The sequence below is a fragment of the Hyphomicrobium sp. genome (assembly GCF_036833075.1).
Classification (GTDB): Bacteria; Pseudomonadota; Alphaproteobacteria; order Rhizobiales; family Hyphomicrobiaceae; genus Hyphomicrobium_C.
This window is the reverse complement of record NZ_DAITQL010000039.1, coordinates 21,810-36,646: the sequence shown is the minus strand read 5'-3', so window position 1 is coordinate 36,646 and position 14,837 is coordinate 21,810. Positions and strand designations below refer to the sequence as shown.

The window sequence follows — 14,837 nt, the reverse complement described above, 5'->3', positions numbered from 1 at the left end:
AGTGAGGCAGTGAGGCAGTGAGGCAGTGAGGCAGTGAGGCAGTGAGGCAGTGAGGCAGTGAGGTAAACCATTGACAGCCAGAGCCGCGCGCATCAGCAAGCCTACTGCCTACTGCCTACTGCCTTCAATTCGGCTTTCCCGTCGGGTTCGAGGCCACCAGCACGGGCCCCACGCCCTTCGGCGGGCGCTGCTCGGTGAGCACACCGAGCCGGCGCGCCACCTCCTGATAGGCTTCCAGCACGCCGCCGAGGTCGCGGCGGAACCGGTCCTTGTCGAGCTTGTCGCCCGACGAGATGTCCCACAGGCGGCAACAGTCGGGGCTGATCTCGTCCGCAAGCACGATGCGCACCTGCTCGTTGTCCCACAGCCGCCCGAACTCGACCTTGAAGTCGACGAGCCGGATGCCGATGCCGAGGAACAGGCCGACCAGGAAGTCGTTCACCCGCAGCGCGAGCTGCATGATCTCGTCGATCTCCTGGGGCGTCGCCCAGCCGAACGCCGTGATGTGCTCTTCCGAGACCATAGGGTCGTTGAGGTTGTCGGCCTTGTAGTAGAACTCGATGATCGAGCGCGGAAGCTGCGTGCCTTCCTCGAGCCCGAGGCGGGTCGAAAGGGAGCCCGCGGCGACGTTCCGCACGACGACCTCGAGCGGGATGATCTCCACCTCGCGGATGAGCTGCTCGCGCATGTTGAGGCGCTTCATGAAGTGCGTCGGCACGCCGATCTCGCCGAGCCGCTGGAAGATGTACTCGGAGATGCGGTTGTTGAGCACGCCCTTGCCTTCGATCAGCGCGTGCTTCTTCGCATTGAACGCGGTCGCGTCGTCCTTGAAGTGCTGAATGAGAGTTCCGGGCTCCGGTCCCTCGTAAAGAACCTTCGCCTTGCCCTCGTAGACTCGACGCCGCTTGTTCATCGATCCTGGTCCTTTGACGATCACGCTCATGCTCAACTTCTGTTTCGAGAGGACAGCCCGTCCCGCGGGGGCCCGACCCATTGATCTTTCAGCGAGATTTTTGGATTTCTCGTCGTGGCTTGGGACGGCCGAACGCACAAAAATCATGACCTGGACACTAGCCGAAGCAGGGGTCAGAAACAATCTAAACAAGGGCCTGGGGTCCTTCCTGTGCGGTGCGGTAGACAAGCCGTTGATTTGTCTGCTCCGTCGGGTTACGGCTGCCGTACAATGGGCAGGCGCGAGACCCATACAACCCGCACGTGCCTCGGAACAAAGCTGGAACGTCCGGCGTGGAACAGTCCTGGTGGAGATGGTCATGACAACGTTCGACGATAGAGAGAAAGCCTACGAGAAGAAGTTCGCCCTGGACCAGGATCTGCGCTTCAAAGCGGAAAGCCGCCGCAACAAGATGCTGGCCGAGTGGGCGGCTGAGAAGCTCGGCATCACGGGCTCCGACGTCGAGGAGTACGTCAAGGCCGTGCGCAAGGCCGACCTCATCGAGAAGGGGGACGACGACGTGCTGCGCAAGGTGAAGCAGGACTTCGCCGACAAGGGCATCGCGATCGACGAAGCGGAGCTGCGCAAAGTCATGAGCCAGTTCCTCGCCAAGGCGGTGGCCGACGTCGAGGCCGCGAGCAAGTCGTAGGCGAGGCTGCGCGGCTCGTCAGGTCGCAAGGCCCTTGAGGAACGATCCGAACCGCAGCACGCCCTCGGGCCAGGGTCCATGGCCCGAGGCGCTGTTGATGTGGCCGGCATCGCCCGCTTCGACCAGCGTCGATCCCCACGCCTCCGCAAGCGCCGCAGCCCGCTCAATCCGGCAATAGGGATCGGTCGAGGATGCGACCAGGATCGACGGAAAGGGCAGCGCATCGAGCGGGAGCGGCGCAAATCCGCTGCCGTCGCCGTCGAGCTTGAGCCCCTGCGTTTCCGGCCAGTCCGCCGCATTGTCGACGTCGGCCGGCGCCACGAGGAATGCGCCCGACAGAAAGCCCTTGGGGATGCGCCGCGCCAGGTGCGCCACCGCCGCGACGCCGAGGCTGTGTGCGACGAGCACCACGGGCCGCGTGCTCTCGACCGCGCTCTCGATGATGCGCCCCACCCAGGCCTCACGCTCGGGCGCGATCCAGTTCTCCTGCTCGACGCGCCGCGCCGTCTTGAGCGTCCGCTCCCAGCGGGACTGCCAGTGGTCCGGCCCCGAGCTCGACCAGCCGGGAACGATCAGGATGTCGACTTCGGACGTGCGCATGGACCCTCTCAAGTCGTCGCTTCGGTGTATCGGCGCGCCCCGGTGCTCCGCATGGCCCCTCGCGGGATGACGGGATGCAGGATCGGAGGGAGCGGGGCGCGGCAGCCCGGCGCGTCGGGCCCCGAACGGGCGTCCCGCGGCGAGGCGGCGCGAAAAGATCGGGATCCGGGAGCATGCCGTGGGTTCAGCCATCCGCGCGAGCATAGCCTACGTCGAGAACGTGCCCAAGCGTGGCAGCGGGCAGGGAGGGATCCGCAGACAGCCGGTCAGCGCGCGGAGGTCTTGGACGGCGGATCGGCCCCGGCGCGGTTGGCCGCGGTGCGCCGCGCCCGGCTGTCACCCCAGGTGAAGAGCCCCACGCCGAGGAGCACGAGGCTCGACCCCACGGCATCGGCCAGCGTGAACGGCTCGCCGAGCAGACTGACCGCGAGCCCGATGGTCACCACGGGCGAGACGGTTGCGATCATGGAGACGGCCGAGGGGGAGACGCGCGCGAGCCCGGCGTTGATGAGGAACGTCGGCAGCACGGTCGCGACGAGCGCGCAGCCGAACGCCAGCCACAGGAAGCGCGGCGGGGCGGCGAAGCTGCCCGAGCCGAGAATCGCCTGGTGCAAGACGCACGCGATGCCCGCGGCCGTGAGCGCGATGCTCGTGAACAGCGCGCTCCCGAGGCGGGGGATGACACGCTGTGCCAGGATCTGGTGCCAGGCGAACGAGATCGCCGCGCCGAGCACGAGTGCCGTGCCGATGGCAGTGTTGCGTCCGCCCTGCGGGAGGTCGACCGCGAACACGATCGCAAGCCCGATATAGGTGACGACCGCCGCCGCGATGCCGAAGCCCGACGGGGCCTCGTGGTAGAGCACCGCGCCGATGAGCATGACGAACAGCGGATAGGTGAACAGCACGAGCCGCTCGAGGGAGGCGCTGATGTACATGAGGCCCGCGAAGTCGAACGCCGAGGCCACGTAATAGCCGATCAGTCCGATGAAGGCCGCCCAGGCGATGCTTGCGGCATCGGGCGGCGGCTCGCCGTTGGCGCGGCGCCTGGCGTAGGCCCAGAGGCCGATGGCGACGAACACGGGCGTGGCGAAGATCATGCGGTAGGCGAGGAACAGCGCCGCGTCGAGCTGGTCCTGGAAGGCGAGCTTGATGAAGATGGCCTTGGTCGAGAAAAAGGCCGCGCCGACCGCGGCGCACGCGTAACCCACGATGCGGCTGAACGGCGATCTCATGCGGGTACGGTTCTGCTAGAGCATTTTCCGACGAAGTGGATGCCGGTTCGTCGTAAGAAAATGCGACCAATCAAAAACCTAGAGCGTCCGATCCGATTCCATCGGATCGCAAGACGCTCTAGGCTGTGCCGAAGACCCGTTCGAAGATCGCGTCCACGTGCTTCACGTGATAGCCGAGGTCGAACATCGCCTCGAGCGCCTCCGCGGGGACTTTCGCCGTCACGTCCTTGTCCGCCTTGAGCTCCGCCAGGAAATCGGCGCCCGTCTCCCAGGTCTTCATGGCGTTGCGCTGGACCATGGCGTAGGCCGCCTCGCGCGAGGCGCCCGCCTGCGTGAGCGCGAGCAGCACGCGCTGCGAATTGTGCAACCCGCCGAGCCTGTCGAGGTTGCGCTTCATGTTGTCCGGATAGACGACGAGCTTCTCGATCACGCCGGCCATGCGGTTGAGCGCGAAGTCGAGCGTGACCGTGGCGTCTGGGCCGATCATGCGCTCGACGGAGGAATGCGAGATGTCCCGCTCGTGCCAGAGCGCCACGTTCTCCATCGCCGGGATGGCGTAGGAGCGGACCATGCGCGCGAGTCCCGTGACGTTCTCGGTGAGGACCGGGTTGCGCTTGTGCGGCATCGCCGACGAGCCCTTCTGCCCCGGCGAGAAATACTCTTCGGCCTCCAGCACCTCGGTGCGCTGCAGGTGGCGGATCTCGATGGCGAGCCGCTCGAGCGAGGAGGCGACGACCGCGAGGCCGGCGAAGTAGGCGGCATGGCGGTCCCGCGGGATCACCTGCGTCGAGACGGGCTCGGGAACGAGGCCGAGCTTCGCCGCGACATAGGCTTCCACGGACGGATCGATGTTGGCGAAGGTGCCGACCGCGCCCGAAATCGCGCAGGTGGCGACCTCGCGCCGCGCCGCGACCAGCCGTTCGCGGCCGCGCGTGAACTCGGCATAGGCCGACGCCAGCTTGACGCCGAACGTCGTCGGCTCCGCATGGATGCCGTGGCTGCGTCCGATGGTGAGGGTGTCCTTGTGCTCGAAGGCGCGCGCCTTGAGCGCGGCGAGCAGCCGGTCGACATCGGCGATCAGGATGTCGGCGGCGCGCACGAGCTGCACGTTGAGGCAGGTGTCGAGCACGTCGGACGACGTCATGCCCTGGTGCACGAAGCGGGCGTCGGGCCCCACGTGCTCGGCGAGGTGGGTGAGGAACGCGATGACGTCGTGCTTTGTCACCGCCTCGATCTCGTCGATCCGCGCCGTGTCGAAGACGGCTTTGGAGCCTTTGTCCCAGATGGCGCGCGCAGCCTCCTTCGGGATGGTGCCGGCATCCGCCATGGCCGAGGCGGCATGTGCCTCGATCTCGAACCAGATCCTGAAGCGCGTCTCGGGCGTCCAGATCGACGCCATCTCGGGTCGTGAATAGCGGGGGATCATCTTTGCGTCTCGTGCTCGGAGCGAGAGAGGCCACTAGCAGACCCCGCAGGCGGCATCAATCGCACGCGCCATCGGGAGAGTGAGGGCGCACACATCCGGGGTTGTGTGGCAGGCGCGACATTATGCCGTGTAGGCTCACGGAATTTCCACCGGAATGGCCCGTATTTCCGGGCGTTACGGCCTTCGCCGGAACCGGTTTCGCAATGCGGAACATCACGATTGATGTCAGCCAGAATCCGCGAAAAACGAAAATACACCAGAAAGTTACACCGTATTGCGTCGCAAAAGACACAGGGGTGCGGCGCAACAATTCGTGAAGGCTAAGTGCCCAGATCGGGCCATATTCCGATGTTTGATGAGCCCCTCACGCTGAGGGTAGGAGTTTAAACCATACGGTCAGTGTTGCGGAATTGTCAGAGCTATGACCTCCGAATTTGAGTATTCTGAAAATACTCATTGTGCCTTGGACGAGGGTTCGGGAATCGCACTGAGATTCACCCCTCGTTCATCGAGCGGCTGATACCGGACACGGGATCAGGACCTGTCGGGCTCGGTAACGACGCGACAAACTAGGGGTAAGTAATGACTGAACAGATGCAAGCCGAGATTGTAGAACTCAATCATCGGCTGGATGAGATCGACGATCCGCGCCGATCCTTTGCGATCGTGCAGGAAAAGATCCGTGCTTGCCGCAAGCGCGGCCAGCAGGTTCCGGAAGCCCTCTCGCTGATGGAACGCCGTCTCGCGGCCGAGTGCCGGATCGAATCCCAGGGGCGCTGAGCCCCGCCACACCGATCCGCCATATGCGGAGAGAGGCAACGGCAGGGTCGGGTGCGTATCGTTTGGGTTCTTCTGAATCGCGGAGCGCAAGCCGGCGCTCCCCGCCGATCGCTCCGAGTGTGTGTGTTGACCGGAATACTCATCGGCACGCGTGCGCAGCCGCGTTGCTCGCCTCCGACGAGACAGCGCTGTTAGGCTCGGCGCCATGAGGCCCAATTCCGAATGGGCGCGCTCAATCTTCCTTGATCACCCATCGGCCGGGATGGGCTGAAGCAGGCGCAAAAGCGCGCGCCTCGAGGTCGCCGTTGGCATCGAAGCGGATCTCGCCGAGCGCTCGCGTCGTGACCGGCGCGGCGCGCAGCGCCGCCGACAGCGTGCGGGCGTCCGTCGTGCCGGCCTTGCGGGCCGCTTCAAGCCAGGCTTCGAACGCCCCGCGCGCCTCCCCTGCGCGGGCGTCGTCCACGTCCGATGCGCCGGGAACGAGACCCGCCGGCAACAGCACCTCGACCGGAGTCTCCGCCTTGACGGCGAAATCGGCGAAGTCGGATGTCGCGAGCGCATCCGTCCCGAGCACGCGGATGGGAAGCCTGAGTTTCTCGATGCCATAGACGATCAGCGAGGCTTCGGCCGGATAGCCCGCAAACAGCACCGCCTCCGCGCCCGTCTCCTGAAGCTGTCGCACGATGTCCGTGTAATCGTGCCTGCCGGCGACGAGCGGCACGAGCGCGACCGGGGTGACCTGCATCGCCTTGAGGGCCGCGGCCGCGCCATCGACGATCGAACGTGCATAGCCGGTCCGGTCGTGGACGAGGGCGACGCGCCCATGCGGCGCATGAGCCACCAGCCACCGGGCCGCCGCGTCCCCCTGCCGGTCGTCGCGCCCGGCGAGACGGAGCGCGGGCACGGGAAGTGCTGCGTTCGCGCGTGTCACGTCGGGATGGCGCGCGCCGACCGCGATCATGAGCACGTCCGAATGGCCGTAGAGTTTCGCGGCGGCCGTGGCCGCGCTCGAGCACGGATGTCCGATCGCTACTGCCGCCCTCTGCGCGATGAGGGTCGCCGCGGCGCCCTCCGCCGTCGCCTGCGCGCATCCGTCGTCGGCGACGACGAGTGCGATCGGCTCCCCAAGCACGCCGCCCGCGGCATTGGTCTCCGCGACCGCGGCCTCGAGCGCGCGCTGCATGGCGAGCCCCGCGCCCGCCATGCGCCCCGTGAGCGGCGCCGCGAGCCCGACGCGAATCTCCGCCGAGGCCGGCGCGGACAGGCCGAGCATGGCGGCGAGAATCGTGGCGAGGAGCCCAAGAAAAGGCAGCGCCCCCACGTGGGTTGAGAACAAGGTCGGCGCGCTACGCCGCGTCATCGCGCGCCAAGAGGAACGCCGCCCAAGCATGGGCGCGCGTCAGTTCTGCACGTAGATGATCGATCCGTCAGGCTGCTTCTGCCATGTGTACATGACGTAATCGATGCGCGTCACGTCGCCCTTCCCGTCGAACGCGAGATCGCCGATCACGGTCTTGTACGCTTTCCCCTTGTGCAGCTCCTCAGCGACCTTGGCGGGATCGAGCGAGCCGGTGTCCTTCGCCGCTTCCGCGACCGCCTGCACCGCGGCGTAGGCGTAGAGCGTATAGGCTTCCGGCTTGAAGTTGCGCGCCTTGAACTTCTCGATGACGGCCTGCGCCTCGGGCCGCTTCTGCGGATCGGGGCCGAACGTCATCAGCGTGCCTTCGGTGCCCGGTCCGCCGAGTGCTGCGAACTCGTCGGTGGCGATGCCGTCCCCGCCCATCATGACGGCATTGACGCCGGCGGCGCGCATCTGGCGCAGGATGCTGCCGCCTTCCGTATGCACGCCGCCCCAGTAGACGATGTCCGCGCCCGAATCCTTGATCTTCGAGACCAGCGCGCTGAAGTCGCGCTCGCCCGAGTTTATGCCTTCGTAGAGAACCTCCTGCACGCCGAGCGCGTTCATGGTCTTCTTCGTCTCGTCGGCGAGCCCCTTGCCGTAGGTGGTCTTGTCGTGCGCGACGGCGACCTTCTTGTCCTTGAAGTGCTGGGCGATGTATTCGCCCGCGACCTTGCCCTGCTGGTCGTCGCGCCCGCAGACGCGGAACACGTTGGTGAGCCCGCGCTCCGTGATCTTGGGATTGGTCGAGCCGGGCGTGATCATCAGGATGCCGTTCTCGGCATAGACGTCGGAAGCGGGCTCGGTGACGCCCGAGTTGAAGTGGCCGATCACGAAGCGCACGCCATCGCCGACGAACGTGTTGGCGACCGAGCGGCCCTGCTTGGGGTCGCCCGCGTCGTCGCCGACCACGAGCTCGATCTGCTTGCCGTTGAGGCCGCCCGCCGCGTTGATGTCGTCGACCGCCTGTTGCGCGCCTTGCCGGAGCTGGGCGCCGAACACGGCGTCCTTGCCGGTGAGCGGCCCGGCGACCCCGATCTTGAGCTTGTCCTCGCCGCCGCAGGACGCGAGCGCGAGCGCGGCGAGAACCGTCGCGAGAAGAGCTCCCGGAAGCTTGGAGGGGCGCATGAGAGAGGTTCCTTCTGAGCGAGGCCCGCGCCGTCGGCCGGGCGTTGGAAAGTCTGTTCGGCCCCGGTTGTGGCCCGAAACGGCGGCGGAGTCATGTCCGCATGCGCCCTTACGGGCGGTCGCGCCAGGTCAGCGGGCTCGAACGCTGGAACATCCAGGGATATTGCTCCGTCATGTGTCGCGTGCGCCGCGTCCGGTAGCCGATCAGTGCGATCGCGGCGAGAATGGCGAAGTCGACGAGGTAGTTCGGCAGCGAAAGCAGGGCGCCGCCGAACAGCGCGTAGTGGAGGAAGCGGACCGCCGCCGCGAGCAGCGCCGTATAGGCGGCCACAGGCCAAGCCGCGCCCCAGCCCTGGGCGACCGCCTGTCCCGTTCTCCAGGCCGCGCCCCCGCCGATGAGCAGCGTCAGCAGCACGAAATGCCAGACGGTCTGCGTGCTGTCGTCCGCATAGCCGAGCGAGGTCAGGAACGAGTCAAGCATCGGAGCCTCCGGCCGCACGATACAACGCTCCGGGATCCGTCCCCATCAATGCCTCCCGCCTTCGAGATAGGCCTGCCGGATCTCGGGCCGCGCCAGCAGCTCCCGCCCCGTCCCGCTCATGGTGATGACGCCGTTGACCATCACGTAGGCGCGATGGGCGAGCTTCAAGGCGTGGAACGCGTTCTGCTCGACGAGGAAGATCGTCATGCCCTGGCTGTTGAGCTCCGCCAGCGTGGCGAAGATCTGCTTGACGATGAGCGGCGCGAGGCCGAGCGACGGCTCGTCGAGCATCAGGAGCTTCGGCCGGCTCATGAGCGCGCGCGCGATGGCGAGCATCTGCTGCTCGCCGCCCGAGAGCGTACCGCCGCGCTGCGCGAGGCGCTCCTTGAGGCGCGGGAAGAGCTGCGTTACCCGCGCAAGGTCCTCCTCGAAGTTCCGGTTGCCGTCGACGGCCGCGCCCATCTGCAGGTTCTCGAGCACGGTCATGTGCTGGAAGATACGCCGCCCTTCGGGCGATTGCGCGATGCGAAGCCGCGCGATGGCGTGCGTGGAGAGCCCGGTGATCGGTTTCTCCTCAAACAGGATCTCGCCGTCGCGCGCACGCGGGTTGCCGAACACGGTCATCATGAGCGTCGACTTGCCCGCGCCGTTGGCGCCGATCAGCGTCACGATCTCCCCGCGGTTGACGTCCAGCGAAACGCCCTTGAGCGCCTGGATGTTGCCGTAGAAGGCCGAGACGCCCTGGATCGCGAGTAGGGGAGCGGTCATGGCTGGATGCCCCCCGCTTCGGCGGCCGCCACCCCTTCGTCGTCGACGCCGAGATAGGCGGCAATCACCCTGGCGTCGTTGCGGACTGCCTCGGCCGTGTCGTCGGCGATCTTGACGCCGTACTCGATGACGACCACGTGGTCGGAGATGTCCATCACGACCGACATGTCATGCTCGATGAGCAGGATCGAGACGCCCGTCTGCGCGCGGATTCCGCGCAGGAGGCGGGTCAGCTCCGCGCTCTCGCGGTTGTTGAGGCCCGCGGCCGGCTCGTCGAGGCAGAGCAGCACCGGATTGGTGCACATGGCGCGCGCGATCTCGAGCCGCCGCTGCGCGCCGTACGGCAGGTCGCCCGCCGGGTCGTCCGCGCGATCGACGAGGTTCACCACCTCGAGCCACGCGCGAGCAAGCTCCACCGACTTGCGCTCCGCCGCGCGATACTTGGCGAGGCCGAGCAGACCGCCGAGCGTGTAGTCGGACGCCGCCATCAGCGTCTTGTGCTGGGCGACGATCAGGTTCTCGAGCACCGTCATGCCGGGGAAGAGGCGGATGTTCTGGAACGTGCGCGCCACGCGCGCCTCCGATGCGATGGCATGGTCCGGCATGCGCTCGAGCAGGAACAGCTCGGGGTTGGCTCCCTGCGTGCGCCTCTTGTCCGAGCGCGTCAGCGCGGCGACGGCGTCCGGCTCGGCATTGCCGCCGTGCGCGAGCGCGAGCCGCCCGCTGGTCGGCTTATAGAATCCCGTAATGCAATTGAAGACCGTCGTCTTGCCGGCCCCGTTGGGCCCGATCAGCGCCGTGATGTCGCCGCGCCCGACGGCGAACGAGAGGTCGTTCACCGCCACGAGGCCGCCGAACCGCATCGAGAGATGGTCGACCACGAGCAGGGGTTCGGAGAGCCAGCGCATGGGGAACCCCTCACTCCGCCGCCGCGGCCGCCGGCGCGCCACGCGTGGGCTGGGTCTTGAGGCGCACCGTCGGCTCGCGCGTCGCGATGAGCCCCTTGGGGCGCCAGACCATGAGCATCACCATGGCGAGGCCGAACAGCAGCATGCGGTATTGCGCCGGGTCGAAATCCGGGCCGAACACGGCCTTGAGCACGCCGAGCTCGCGCAGAAGCTCCGTGCCGCCCACCATGACGGTGGCCGCGATGGCGACGCCGACCATGCTGCCGAGTCCGCCGAGCACGACGATGGCGACGATCATCGCGCTCTCGAGGAACTCGAACGACTTGGGGCTGATGAAGCCGTAATGCGCCGAGAAGAACGCGCCCGCGAGCCCGCCGAAGAAGGCGCCGGCCGCGAACGCCGTGACCTTGGTCGTGACCGTGTTGATGCCGAGCGAGCGGCAAGCGATCTCGTCCTCGCGCATCGCCTCCCAGGCCCGCCCGACCGGAAGCGTCCGGAGCCGGAGCGTGACCCGGTAAGCCGCGATCGCGAGGGCGAGTACGAGGTAGTACATGAAGGCCAGGCGGTAGAACGGCGAATAGGGGATGCCGAGGAGCGACGTGAGCGACCCCGCCTCGGGCCCGAGCGAGAGGCCGAACAGCGTCGGCTTCGGGATGTTCGAGATGCCCGCATATCCCCCCGTCACAGGCACCCAGTTGACGAGCACGAGCCGGACGATCTCGGCGAACGCTAGCGTGACGATGGCGATGTAGTCGCCCTTGAGCCGCAACACCGGCAGGCTGATCATGACGCCCCAGAACGCGGCCAGGATGCCGGCCAGCGGCAGCACGATCCAGAACGAGAGTCCAAACGTCGTCGTGAGCAGCGCCGACGAGTAGGCGCCGACCGCATAGAAGGCGACGAAGCCGAGGTCGAGCAGGCCCGCGAGGCCGAGGATGATGTTGAGCCCGAGCCCCAACAGCACGTAGATCAGGATCTGAATGCCGTAGGTATCGACGAGCTTGAGAAGGCCGGGCCCGCCCGCCGACGAGATCGCCAGCGCAATGAGCGGATAGGCGAGGAGCAGCGCGAGCCCGATGCGCGGCAGATGCCGGACGAAGGGATGCGGCGGATGAGCCGCGGCGGTCTTTCCGGGCGCCGTCCGCCGAAAGCCGGCCGGCCTGAGCAGCGTCAGCAGGAAGACGCCGAGCGTCGCGATGCCGGCGAGCGCGAACGTGAGCCCCCAGCGGGGCGTCAGTACGAGCTGGTTGGAGAAGTTCGTGTCCGTGCGCAGCGCGACGATCGGGAACGCGAGGCCGAGCGTGATGAGCCCGGCGAGCAGCGCCTTCTTCAACGCGTCGACCGGTGCCCCCATGGCTCAGACCTTCTCGACGTCGGGCCGGCCGAGCAGGCCGGAGGGCAGGAAGATGAGCACGATGGCCAGGATCGAGAAGGCGGCGACATCCTTGTAGTCGATGGTGAAGTAGGCCGACCAGAAAGTCTCGATGAGGCCGATCAGGAGGCCGCCGAGCACGGCGCCGGGCAGCGAGCCGATCCCGCCCAGCACGGCCGCCGTAAAGGCTTTGACGCCGGGCACGAAGCCGTCCGAGAAGCTGACGACGCCGTAGTACGTCATCCAGAGCAGCCCGGCCACGGAGGCCAGCATGGCGCCGATGATGAACGTGAGCGAGACGGTGCGGTCCACGTCGACACCGAGGAGTGCAGCCATCTTGCGGTCCTGCTCGCAGGCCCGTTGCGCGCGCCCGAGGGATGTGTAGCGCACGACGTACCAGAGCACGGCGAGGAGGGCCGCCGTCACGGCCATGATCACGAGCTGCTTCTCCGCGAGCGTGACCGAGCCGTTGCCGACCGGGAACACCAGCACGTTGGACAGGATCGGCTCCAGCGTCTTGTTGCGCGGACCCTGGACGAGCTGCACGAAGTTGGAAAGGAAGATCGACATGCCGATGGCGGAGATCAGCGGCGCGAGTCGGAACGAGCCCCTGAGCGGCCGGTAGGCGAGCCGCTCGATGACCCAGCCCCAGAGGCTAGTCAGCGCCATGCCGAGCAGGAGCACGATGACGAGCGCCAGCCCGAGCGCGAAACCGCCCAGCACCTGCATTAGCAAGAGGAACAGGATGAGCGCGATGAAGGCGGCCAGCATGAACACGTCGCCGTGGGCGAAGTTGACCATGCCGATGATGCCGTAGACCATCGTGTAGCCGATGGCGATGAGGCCGTAGATGGAGCCGAGCGTGAGCCCGTTGATGAGCTGCTGGATGAAATAATCCATGTGCGCGCGCCGATCCCCCTGATTTGGCTCTCACCGTAGCTGTTTTAGCGGCGGAAGCGGCCAAGGGAACTGATTTTTCGCGATTCGTACCCACAGACGACCGACGCAGCATCACCTGCTGTGGATTGAGCACCCGGCGAGTAAATTTTGGCTGCGAGCGCCGTCCTGCATCCCGTGTGTCGGGATCCCGGCCGTCCATGCGAAGCATGGCTCCGCCCGTCCATGCGAAGCATGGCTCCGCCATGATGCCGGGATGACGTCAGAGACCAAGCGCCACCCAAACACAAACGTCACCCCGCCGGAGGGCGGGGTCCAGACACGTCTCCGATGCATGGGAAACGCCCGCCTACGCGTGAAGCCGCTGCGCCCGTATGACGCTCAGAGCATGTTGTGCGTGCCGTCGCACCAGGGCTCGTCGTCGGTCGCCTTGCAGCCGCAGAGGTTGAACGTGCCGCTCGAGGGCGCCGCGAACTTCAGCGGCTCGAGGCCTGTCCCCTTGTGCGAGCCGTCGCAGAAGGGCTGCTTCTGTGAGCGCCCGCAGCGACAGTACCAGTAGGTTTTTCCCTCGACGAGATCCACCTGATAGGGGCTCGTCTGCGCGACGATGGGGTCTTCGGCCATGGTCTACTCCCGATAGAGCCCCGTACTTCCCGAGATCGTGTGAGGCGTTTCCGAGAGGAAGCACGGCTGGCAAGAAACGTCGTTCCGGCGTACCGGCTTCGGGCGCCGCGGGCAAGGGCTGCGTGCTGGCCGGGGTCAGAGCGTTTTCAAGCGAAGTGGGCACCACTTCGCGTTAAGAAAACGCGTCAAGCCAAAAACATGGGGCGGTCAGACGACATTGAGCGTGTAACGCTCGATGGTCTCCCCGCCGTCGTCGTCGAGCCACGCGACGATGAGCTCGCCCGGGCCCGGCACCTTGAGGAAGAAGGCCAGGTACGGATTGGCGGAGATGCCGGAGCCGAGATCCGCCTTGAAGACCGGCGCGCCATTGTAGTGGGCCGTGAACGTATGGATGATGTCGCGGGGGATGCGGTTCCCCTCGGCATCCTTCCGGTTTCCGGTTTCCATGACGTGCGTGATCAGGGCCTTGATCTCGATGATCTCGCCGGCCTGGGCCTCATCGGGGAGACGGACGCGCGGTTTGGAAGGGGCCATGCGCGTCACTCCGTCCCGCAGCCGCCGATGCCGACATGGACCATCGTGCGCGCGATCAGAAGCGAGTTTGCGGACGTGAGTGCGACAGCCACCACCTCCTGCGTCCTCGCGAGCCGCATGCGCCCCGAGACGGCCGCCTTGCCTGAGAGCGGCGTGAAATGGAACGTCGCCACCGCGGCTTGGGGGTTCTGCGTCGAAAGGAGATGCACCTGCGTGATGTGGTCTGCGTCCGTCATGGGGCTCTCGACGGCGATCTTGTAGGGAACGATGTTCCCGTTCTCTGCGTCCTCCGGCAGCTCGATCGTCATCCGGCCTTCGATGGGCGTGCCGGTGCCCACCACCTTGGCGAACGCCTCGGCAAACTGCGTGGAGGGAACGAGCGGGGCATCGCCTGCCGCCACCGCGGCGGCAGGGGGAGGCGCGGCCACGCCCGGCCGCCCCTTGGCGCCAGCCCCGGCCGCGCACAGGAGGACCCCGCCGGTGCCGGACAGGACCGTGCGCCGGGTGACGAGCGGCCGGTCTGGTGTGCGGGAGGTCACGGCGGATCTCGTTGTTTTCTTTCGGAGCGGGAGGGTCGAGGCTGTCTCGGGTCCGTGTCTCCTGCTAGCATAGGATGAAAATGAGGTGCAAATCATGCGGTCCCTACATGGCCTCTGACGCATCATCGGCTGCGAGGCTCATCGCGGCCGTTCTTGGCGCGTGTCTCCTCCTTGCCGGGCTCAGCTTCGCCGGCGGAGCCTCCCATGGTGCCAGTGCGGCCGTCTCCGGCGTTCGCCTGGTCATGGTCGAGGAGACAGGCTGTCGCTTCTGCCGCAAATGGGATGCCGAGATCGCACCCGGATATACGCGGAGCGCCGAAGGACGCTTCGCGCCGCTGAAGCGCGTGCGCCGCGGCGCGCCCGAGCTCAAAGGGCTCGCGCCTATCGTTTTCACGCCGACCTTCGTCGTCATGCGGTCCGGCGAGGAGGTGGGGCGCATTACCGGATATCCCGGCGCCGATTACTTTTATGGCGAGCTCACCCCCATCCTCGCCGTTGCGGGATTTCTGCCGGGCTTCTGAGCCCGGCTCCGACGAGGTCGTCGAGCA

The 14,837-nt window shown here is 66.8% G+C and carries 17 protein-coding genes; 3 read left to right on the top strand and 14 right to left on the bottom strand.

The annotated features are described in order from the left end of the window. Window positions 1-124 precede the first annotated feature (124 nt). Window positions 125-913 (bottom strand): phosphoribosylaminoimidazolesuccinocarboxamide synthase, encoded by a 789-nt coding sequence (gene purC / locus V7082_RS12655; protein ID WP_334149053.1) that lies wholly within the window; start codon window positions 911-913, stop codon window positions 125-127. A 358-nt stretch (window positions 914-1,271) separates the two neighbouring features. Here purC and V7082_RS12650 point away from each other — a divergent pair, with 358 nt between their 5' ends. Continuing rightward, window positions 1,272-1,601 carry a DUF1476 domain-containing protein gene (locus V7082_RS12650; RefSeq protein ID WP_334149051.1) on the top strand — a complete coding sequence of 110 codons (330 nt, stop codon included), beginning with the start codon at window positions 1,272-1,274 and terminating at the stop codon, window positions 1,599-1,601. Between the two features lie 18 nt (window positions 1,602-1,619). On the opposite strand, the gene V7082_RS12645 is transcribed toward V7082_RS12650, so the two are convergent. From V7082_RS12645 to purB, 3 genes are all read right to left on the bottom strand, one after another. Further along, window positions 1,620-2,201 (bottom strand): RBBP9/YdeN family alpha/beta hydrolase, encoded by a 582-nt coding sequence (locus V7082_RS12645; protein WP_334149049.1) that lies wholly within the window; start codon window positions 2,199-2,201, stop codon window positions 1,620-1,622. Window positions 2,202-2,467: 266 nt separating this feature from the next. After that, window positions 2,468-3,433: a DMT family transporter gene (locus tag V7082_RS12640; RefSeq protein ID WP_334149048.1), complete on the bottom strand. Its 966-nt coding sequence runs from the start codon at window positions 3,431-3,433 to the stop codon at window positions 2,468-2,470. Between the two features lie 118 nt (window positions 3,434-3,551). Beyond that, window positions 3,552-4,859 carry an adenylosuccinate lyase gene (purB, locus tag V7082_RS12635; RefSeq protein WP_334149046.1) on the bottom strand — a complete coding sequence of 436 codons (1,308 nt, stop codon included), beginning with the start codon at window positions 4,857-4,859 and terminating at the stop codon, window positions 3,552-3,554. Between the two features lie 582 nt (window positions 4,860-5,441). Here purB and V7082_RS12630 point away from each other — a divergent pair. Continuing rightward, window positions 5,442-5,639: a hypothetical protein gene (locus V7082_RS12630; RefSeq protein ID WP_334149045.1), complete on the top strand. Its 198-nt coding sequence runs from the start codon at window positions 5,442-5,444 to the stop codon at window positions 5,637-5,639. Window positions 5,640-5,871: 232 nt separating this feature from the next. On the opposite strand, the gene V7082_RS12625 is transcribed toward V7082_RS12630, so the two are convergent. From V7082_RS12625 to V7082_RS12580, 10 genes are all read right to left on the bottom strand, one after another. Further along, a complete protein-coding gene (locus V7082_RS12625) occupies window positions 5,872-6,999 on the bottom strand; it encodes a branched-chain amino acid ABC transporter substrate-binding protein (protein ID WP_334149043.1) in 1,128 nt (375 codons plus the stop codon). A gap of 39 nt (window positions 7,000-7,038) precedes the next feature. Further along, window positions 7,039-8,166, bottom strand: coding sequence for a branched-chain amino acid ABC transporter substrate-binding protein (locus V7082_RS12620; protein WP_334149041.1), 1,128 nt, complete (start codon window positions 8,164-8,166; stop codon window positions 7,039-7,041). 109 nt (window positions 8,167-8,275) lie between these two features. After that, window positions 8,276-8,647, bottom strand: coding sequence for a DUF6867 family protein (locus V7082_RS12615; protein WP_334149039.1), 372 nt, complete (start codon window positions 8,645-8,647; stop codon window positions 8,276-8,278). 45 nt (window positions 8,648-8,692) lie between these two features. Further along, the gene (locus V7082_RS12610) at window positions 8,693-9,415 is read right to left on the bottom strand and encodes an ABC transporter ATP-binding protein (RefSeq protein ID WP_334149037.1); all 723 of its coding nucleotides are present in this window, start codon (window positions 9,413-9,415) and stop codon (window positions 8,693-8,695) included. Then, window positions 9,412-10,323: an ABC transporter ATP-binding protein gene (locus V7082_RS12605; protein WP_334149034.1), complete on the bottom strand. Its 912-nt coding sequence runs from the start codon at window positions 10,321-10,323 to the stop codon at window positions 9,412-9,414. Before V7082_RS12605 ends, V7082_RS12610 begins: the two co-directional genes overlap by 4 nt. Before the next feature lie 10 nt (window positions 10,324-10,333). Then, on the bottom strand, window positions 10,334-11,677 hold the full coding sequence (livM, locus tag V7082_RS12600; RefSeq protein ID WP_334149032.1) for a high-affinity branched-chain amino acid ABC transporter permease LivM: 1,344 nt from the start codon (window positions 11,675-11,677) through the stop codon (window positions 10,334-10,336). Between the two features lie 3 nt (window positions 11,678-11,680). Then, entirely contained in the window at window positions 11,681-12,595 is a 915-nt protein-coding gene (locus tag V7082_RS12595) for a branched-chain amino acid ABC transporter permease (protein ID WP_334149030.1), read from the bottom strand. Window positions 12,596-12,973: 378 nt separating this feature from the next. Next, window positions 12,974-13,216 (bottom strand): CDGSH iron-sulfur domain-containing protein, encoded by a 243-nt coding sequence (locus V7082_RS12590; protein WP_334149028.1) that lies wholly within the window; start codon window positions 13,214-13,216, stop codon window positions 12,974-12,976. A 207-nt stretch (window positions 13,217-13,423) separates the two neighbouring features. Beyond that, on the bottom strand, window positions 13,424-13,750 hold the full coding sequence (soxZ, locus tag V7082_RS12585) for a thiosulfate oxidation carrier complex protein SoxZ (RefSeq protein ID WP_334149026.1): 327 nt from the start codon (window positions 13,748-13,750) through the stop codon (window positions 13,424-13,426). 5 nt (window positions 13,751-13,755) lie between these two features. Next, complete coding sequence (locus V7082_RS12580; protein ID WP_334149024.1) at window positions 13,756-14,289, bottom strand: thiosulfate oxidation carrier protein SoxY; 534 nt, start codon at window positions 14,287-14,289, stop codon at window positions 13,756-13,758. A 107-nt stretch (window positions 14,290-14,396) separates the two neighbouring features. On the opposite strand from V7082_RS12580, the gene V7082_RS12575 reads away from it, so the two are divergent. Further along, window positions 14,397-14,810, top strand: coding sequence for a thioredoxin (locus V7082_RS12575; protein WP_334149023.1), 414 nt, complete (start codon window positions 14,397-14,399; stop codon window positions 14,808-14,810). Window positions 14,811-14,837: the final 27 nt, after the last annotated feature.